8 protein-coding genes and 1 riboswitch are annotated in these 6,838 nt (G+C 36.6%); of the genes, 2 read left to right on the forward strand and 6 right to left on the reverse strand.

Annotation, left to right across the window (positions count from 1 at the left end):
* From WKT09_RS13370 to kynU, 6 genes are all read right to left on the reverse strand, one after another.
* On the reverse strand, positions 1 to 538 hold a 538-nt coding region (locus WKT09_RS13370), incomplete at its 3' end, for a xanthine dehydrogenase family protein molybdopterin-binding subunit (RefSeq protein WP_445324042.1).
* A 3-nt stretch (positions 539 to 541) separates the two neighbouring features.
* On the reverse strand, positions 542 to 1,042 hold the full coding sequence (locus tag WKT09_RS13375; protein WP_340416507.1) for a (2Fe-2S)-binding protein: 501 nt from the start codon (positions 1,040 to 1,042) through the stop codon (positions 542 to 544).
* A 22-nt stretch (positions 1,043 to 1,064) separates the two neighbouring features.
* A complete protein-coding gene (locus tag WKT09_RS13380) occupies positions 1,065 to 1,505 on the reverse strand; it encodes a CoxG family protein (protein ID WP_340416508.1) in 441 nt (146 codons plus the stop codon).
* A gap of 282 nt (positions 1,506 to 1,787) precedes the next feature.
* Positions 1,788 to 2,387 (reverse strand): energy-coupled thiamine transporter ThiT, encoded by a 600-nt coding sequence (thiT, locus tag WKT09_RS13385; RefSeq protein WP_340416509.1) that lies wholly within the window; start codon positions 2,385 to 2,387, stop codon positions 1,788 to 1,790.
* A 65-nt stretch (positions 2,388 to 2,452) separates the two neighbouring features.
* A riboswitch (TPP riboswitch) is annotated at positions 2,453 to 2,553 on the reverse strand.
* Positions 2,554 to 2,639: 86 nt separating this feature from the next.
* Positions 2,640 to 3,452 carry an alpha/beta hydrolase family protein gene (locus WKT09_RS13390; RefSeq protein WP_340416510.1) on the reverse strand — a complete coding sequence of 271 codons (813 nt, stop codon included), beginning with the start codon at positions 3,450 to 3,452 and terminating at the stop codon, positions 2,640 to 2,642.
* A gap of 12 nt (positions 3,453 to 3,464) precedes the next feature.
* Positions 3,465 to 4,751 (reverse strand): kynureninase, encoded by a 1,287-nt coding sequence (gene kynU / locus WKT09_RS13395; protein ID WP_340416511.1) that lies wholly within the window; start codon positions 4,749 to 4,751, stop codon positions 3,465 to 3,467.
* A gap of 223 nt (positions 4,752 to 4,974) precedes the next feature.
* Here kynU and kynA point away from each other — a divergent pair, with 223 nt between their 5' ends.
* Complete coding sequence (kynA, locus tag WKT09_RS13400) at positions 4,975 to 5,817, forward strand: tryptophan 2,3-dioxygenase (RefSeq protein WP_340416512.1); 843 nt, start codon at positions 4,975 to 4,977, stop codon at positions 5,815 to 5,817.
* A 126-nt stretch (positions 5,818 to 5,943) separates the two neighbouring features.
* Positions 5,944 to 6,816 (forward strand): hypothetical protein, encoded by an 873-nt coding sequence (locus WKT09_RS13405; RefSeq protein WP_340416513.1) that lies wholly within the window; start codon positions 5,944 to 5,946, stop codon positions 6,814 to 6,816.
* The last annotated feature ends 22 nt before the right edge of the window (positions 6,817 to 6,838 follow it).

Here is a 6,838-nt window from a genome sequence, read left to right on the forward strand (position 1 = left end):
TAACTACTTCCGCCTCATCAATATCGGCGTCTGTTACTTCACCTGCAATATACGTAAAAGCCGTATTATTTGGTACCTCTTCATAAATTTGTGGAGCCCCTTCTTTTCGCGCTTCTTTTTGATTGGAAATGGATGGCAATACTTCATATTCAACTTCCACTAATTCTGCCGCGTCTTCTGCTACATAACGGTCACTTGCAATAACCATTGCAACACCATCTCCGACATATCTTGCCGTATCGATCGCTAAAGGATATTGTTTCGTTTCAATTAAGTTCATTCCAGGAACTTTCCACGAAGTTGGTACGGGATTGATTTTCCCTTCCAAATCTTTCCCGGTATACACTGCCACAACTCCTGGGTGTGCGAGCGCCTTATCTTTATGAATGCTTTTAATATGAGCATGTGGATGTGGACTCCTGACGATGAATGCATGTAATAAATTCGGAATGTTCAAATCATCTAAGTATGTCGCATTCCCCGTAATAAGTTTTGGATCTTCCTTACGTTTCATTCGTTGTCCAACTAGTTTACTCATCGATTATTTCACTCCTTTCACTGTATTTTCTTCTCTCATAATTTCCGATGCTCTTCTAACCGCATTTACGATAAATTCATATCCCGTACAACGGCAAATAACTCCTTCTAATCCTTCTCTAATTTCCTCATCTGTCGGTGTTGGATTCTGTGCTAATAATTCAATACTTGCGATCATTGCACCTGGTGTACAATATCCACATTGCAATCCATGCTCTTCCCAGAACCCTCGTTGCACAGGGTGTAAGTTGTCAACTGTCCCTAATCCTTCTACCGTAATAAGTTCAGATCCATCCACATGGATCGCTAATAAAGTACAAGATTTTGCTGCTCGTCCATCTACTAAAATCGTACAATTCCCACATTGGCTTGTATCACAACCGATATGTGATCCGGTAATCCCTAATACATCACGAATAAAATGAACGAGTAACATACGTGGTTCCACTTCTGCCGAACGTTCTTCTCCATTAATCGTCACAGTAACATTCACAAGATTTGACATACAGGCACCTCCACATAAATTTTTATTGTTTTGCTTTTTTCTCTATATCTTTAAAAAATTGCTTTAAAACTACTTTCGCTACACCACCAATCATTCTTTGACCAATCGTTGCCATTAATCCTGTTGTCGCAACATCTGCTGTACATGTTAACTCTGTATTTCCATTTACCTCTTTCAATTCCATTAACGCATTAGCATCCATTTCACCTGGTTTTCCACTCGCCTTTACAAGGAGACGATAAGATGTCGGTTCGTTTTTATCGACTTGTTCTACATCTGACGTAAATTCTCCCTTAATTGGTCCCATATTAATTCCGAGTACAGCTTTATATTGCTCATCGCCTACTTCTTCAAATGTTTTACAACCTGGTAATACTGCTTTTAATACTTCCGGATTTTGGATGGTATCCCACACCTGTTGCACACTTAATGCTTTGAATTTGTGTGTATGTTTAATATCCACTGATGATCGCTCCCCTTCTTTTGTTAGCGCTTACATTTATTAAATAAAATGTAGCATTTCAATCTATGGACCGTAAAGTACCAGATTTTCGAAATGGATGGAATCAAAATAGGAGAAGCAAATGTAAATGGAATATATTATATTAAAATTTCATCCATAATAAGCTTGGCTAAGATCTATACAACATATAAAAAGCTACCGTCTTACAATACAGACGGTAGCTCCCTATTTAACTTTCATCAAAGATCCATTTTTTCCGAGACCATTTTTGGCAATAAACAATTATGAAACTTTTCTATTTGCTTCTACTGGTTTGTTCATCGTTAAAAATGTTGGACGAACCATTAAAATTAAAATAATTACTATTGCACAACCAATAAAGTTCGCTGTCATCGTAATACTATTCGTAACAAATGAGAAGTAAATTGGTGTTTGACCCGCTTCCTCTGCATAATTTGCAAAGAAAACAACTCCCGCAATAAAATGCCAGAAATAACGACCAATACTTCCAATCAGCACTCCAACCAAAACAGATATAATTAGCTTGGGACGATTTTGGGAACGAACCGCATTTTGCACGACGCCCATCATTAAACCTGCAAAACCAATAAAACTAAAAGCGACAAAATACTCGATAAACGCTTGTAATGGAGTTAAAATCCATGCATCTCCAGTAACGATTTGCAAAATTCCCCAAATAAATCCAGAAATAAAACTAGCTTTCACACCCCAACGAAATGCAACAATAAAAATTGGTACCATCGCTAATGAAATCGAAATGGATGGAATCGGCTTAATTCCTGGCAATAAATCGATCAACATGGCTAATGCAGCAAAAATCGCTACCTCGAGCATCGCCTGTAATGGTAAAAACTTTTTCACATAAAAAACCCCCTATGATATTGTTCAACGCGTATCCATAGAGGCAAATAAGAATGGGCATCCCATTCCTCGTGTCACCACATCCCTACGTTAGTATTAACTAAACAGGTTCGAAGGGTCTGGACATTGTCCACTCTCAGCAAAAATTGCTCCCCCTGTGATACGTATATTGAATTACTTCCATATTATCAAAAATAGTGTAAAATACAAGACCTTTACTTATACCTATCATATAAATAAGGAATGTGAATACTATTCTCTAAAAATCTCTTTCACTTTCTCTAACAATACTGGCCAGGATTTTGTATCCGGTTGGATGATAGCATAATGTTCTAAATCTGGAAAAGGGATGAGTTCCACCTTCGTCCCCGTTGCATGTGCTCGTTCATCAAACTTTTTACTCATCGCAAATGGAACTGCAATATCTAATTCACCGTGGATGAGCACGATATTGGACGAAATCGGTAATAATGTACTCGGTGATCCGTGCTCATATCTTTCTTTATATTGTGCTGGTGTTCCACCAAGCAGATCACGTGTCGGGTTCACATCTGAACCAAATAACTTTTCTTCCCAATGATGGATTTGATACATCGTTTCCAAATGACTAATTCCAGCTAGACTAAGTACTCCTTTTACTGGAAGTGGATTTTTTTCAAAACGGATTGGACTATTTTCAGGTATGTTTTCTTGAGCAGCCGCCCATAATGCCAAATGCCCTCCAGCAGAATGTCCTAATGTAACAACCCGCTCCATATCAATCGGATATAATGGTGCTAGCTTTTCGACGTATTGCAATGCTGCACTCACATCTGCAAACGTCCCCGGCCAACCACCTCCTACATGACCGACACGACGATATTCTATATTCCATGTCGCGAACCCATGCTTTGTAAATGCGTTTGCTAATGGTCGGATATGCTTTAAATCATATGCCTGTTTCCAAAATCCCCCATGAATAATAACGATCATTGGAAAAGGGCCATCCCCCTTCTCAGGCAACCGTAGTTCCCCGAATTGTTCTCTATCCTTTCCATAAAATATCTTTTTGAAATGATCCTTCATCGAAACACATCCTTATGCCACAACATCACGTTTGTTTTCATACTTTTTATAAGTTTCTTCTCCCATAATCGTTTTTAATATTTGCACGACCATCCATACATCATGATAAGACGTGTACAATGCAATTGGTGATAAACGAATCACATTCGGTGCTCTAAAATCTGGAATAACTCCTGCATCCTTTAACGCCTTACAAATTCTCGCAGCTTCTTTATGTGCTAAGCTGATATGTCCGCCACGTCTGTTCGCTTCTCGTGGATTGGTAATTTCAAATCCAAATCCAGCTAATTCATGATCGATTAAATACATCATATACGCTGTTAGACGAAGTGATTTCGCACGTACATTTTCAATTCCTATTTCATTAAACATCTCCAACGAACCTTTTAATGGTGCCAGCGATAACACATGAGGAGTCCCTAATTGGAATGCACTTGCTGTTTGTGCTGGAACAAAATCATGGGCTAAATCAAATTGTTTCTCCTTATCTGAACTGAACCAACCACGTAACCCAGGTGTTGTCCCTAAATGTTTCTCATGAACGAATAAGCCCCCAACACCTCCTGGTCCACTATTTAAATATTTATAATTACACCACATCGCAAAATCAACTCCCCAATCATGTAATTGATGTGGAAGTGCACCAATGGAATGGGCTAAATCAAAACCGATCATAATATTACGGCGTTTCGCTTCAAATGCTAATTTTTCCATATTTAAAATTTGGCCACTCCGATAAAGTACAGAAGGCAATAAAATAAGTGCGACATCATCTGTCATCATTTCGATAATTTTTTCTTCTGACAATGTCGAGCCATCTTCACTCGATACACGAACTAAATGTGTTTCTGGCTGTAAACCTCGTAAAAGCAACTGGCTTTGCAGTGCATAAATATCTGAGGAAAACGTTAATTCATCTGCTAAAATTTTATTTTTTGTCTCTGTCGGCTGAAAAAATGTCGCCACTAATTGATGAATATTCGTCGTAATCGAACCTGTCACAATCGTCTCCTCTTTTTTGGCGCCAATGAGTGGTGCCGTCAATTCCCCTAATTGTTCCGACATATAAAACCATGCTGGGTCAGCTTGCAACCAACCATCAATCGCATATGCTTTCCAATCCTCTAATGCATCTAATAATGCTGTTTCACTCCGTTTAGATAACAACCCTAAGGAATTTCCATTCATATAATACTCTTTTTCTTTCACATAGAATTCTTCTTTATAAGCTGCAAGGGCATCTTTTTCATCCAATTGTTTCGCAAATGACTCTGTTACCTCGAATGAATTCGCTTCCATTTTATCTACTCCTCTTTCTTCAAATGTCATCTATTAAAATGCTTTTCCGAATGCCAAATTGACACAGTTTCTACATTAAATTATAATTTTAATGTATAATAAAGTAGGTTATGAATGCAAGTTTCTATTACAGTAAAAAATATTGCGCAGCATAATTTCTGTGTGTTTTTTTAAAAGAAAATGTTAGCGCATACAGCCTTTTTGTTTAAGAGGAGGAACCATTATGTTAAATGAACACGAAGCTTTTAAAAATGAAGAAACAATTGAAACAGATTTTAAAGAAAAAATGACATACAGTGAATATTTAGGACTGGACACCTTGTTAAATAGCCATCATCCACTAAGTGATCACCATGATGAAATGTTATTTATTTCCGTACACCATGTTAGTGAAATATGGATGAAGCAAATTATTCATGAAATACAATCCGCCACGAAAGATATTGAACAGGATCGTTTACAAGAAGCATTTAAAAAATTAGCACGAGTATCGAAAATACAAGTCCAATTAAAAAACGTGTGGGACGTTCTATCCACCTTAACCCCATCCGAATATATGGAATTCCGTGATAAACTTGGTAGTGCATCTGGTTTCCAGTCTTTCCAAAACCGTATCATCGAATTTTCTCTCGGTTATAAAACAGAACATGTGTTACACATTTATGAAAAAGATCCAAAACTATTAGAAATATTGCAAGCAGCACATGATGCACCAAGTATTTATGACGTATCGATTCAAGCATTAAAAAGAGCAGGGCTTCCAATTGATGAAGAAGTATTAAACCGTGATGTTAGTGTGTCCCATCGTTCCAATGAAAGTGTAAGACAAGCTTGGCTTACTGTTTACCGAAACGTTGATAAATATTGGGAATTATACGAGTTGGCTGAAGAACTTGTTGATGTAGAAGATTTATTCCAACAATGGCGCTTCCGTCATATGAAAACAGTCGAACGAATAATTGGGTTTAAGAAAGGAACCGGTGGTTCTGGTGGAGTCTCTTATTTAAAGAAAGTACTCGATCAGTATTTCTTCCCAGAGTTGTGGGAAATACGAACGATTCTATAATATTTTACATGATTAGCGAGAACTATTTCTCGCTTTTTTATATAAGTTCATTGGAAAACTTTTACACGTAACCTTATACTAAACAAAATAACTATTACATTATAAAGAAATTGAGAGGCTGATTTTATGCAAAAAAATTTGATTACGATTTTCATGTCTTTATTTCTCATTATTTTTCTAGTTGCTTGTCAATCTGACAATAAAGAAGTCAACGACAAGAATAACGAAAACAATAACGAACAGAATGAAGTAGATGAAAATAAGAACGAAAATGAAAACAATGAAAATAATGATGTAAACAACGATCATAACAATAATAACGAAGAGACAAATACGAATGACGATACAGCGTCCCTATTCCAACAAATCTTTGAAAGTCGCGACAATGTAGAAATATATGATATGGATATGGGAATGGATATTTTAATTAATTCACCAGGTGGTAGAGATAAATCTTCTGTAGCCGTTATCGGAAGAATTGATGAAAAAAATGATGAAGGAAATATAGAACTCATTGAAAAAAATTCTAACGGTGAAACATTCCAACACGCCGTATTTTATGATGGGGCACAGTATGTGTCAGATGGAAATACATGGCAAGATAATGGCACTCCTTTACCTGCAGGTTCACTGAAATCAAGCGGTACAACATACTATAATATTATTGAAGCGGTAAGAGATTTTGGAGAACATGCAGAAGTGGAAGAAAAGGATAATAAATATATTGCAACATATAGTGGTCCAGCAAAAGATATTTTTTACATTTTCCAAGATGTTTATAATTTATCCCTCACTGGAGCCGATTTAGAAACAGAAACGACAGTTGAAGTGGAAGCTACGTTCCAAAAAGATACGTTATTCATGGAAGAATTATTAATTAATATATCTGCAGATGCAGACGCAGGTAAAATTAAATTCGATATTTGGAATGAATTTAAAGATTTTAATGATACTAAAATTGATATACCAAAAGATTTGAAAAAACAACTGGATCTATAAATCCGAAAAGGCGTAAAACGAA

It is taken from the genome of Pseudogracilibacillus sp. ICA-222130 (genome assembly GCF_037892545.1).
Classification (GTDB): Bacteria; Bacillota; Bacilli; order Bacillales; family Amphibacillaceae; genus Pseudogracilibacillus.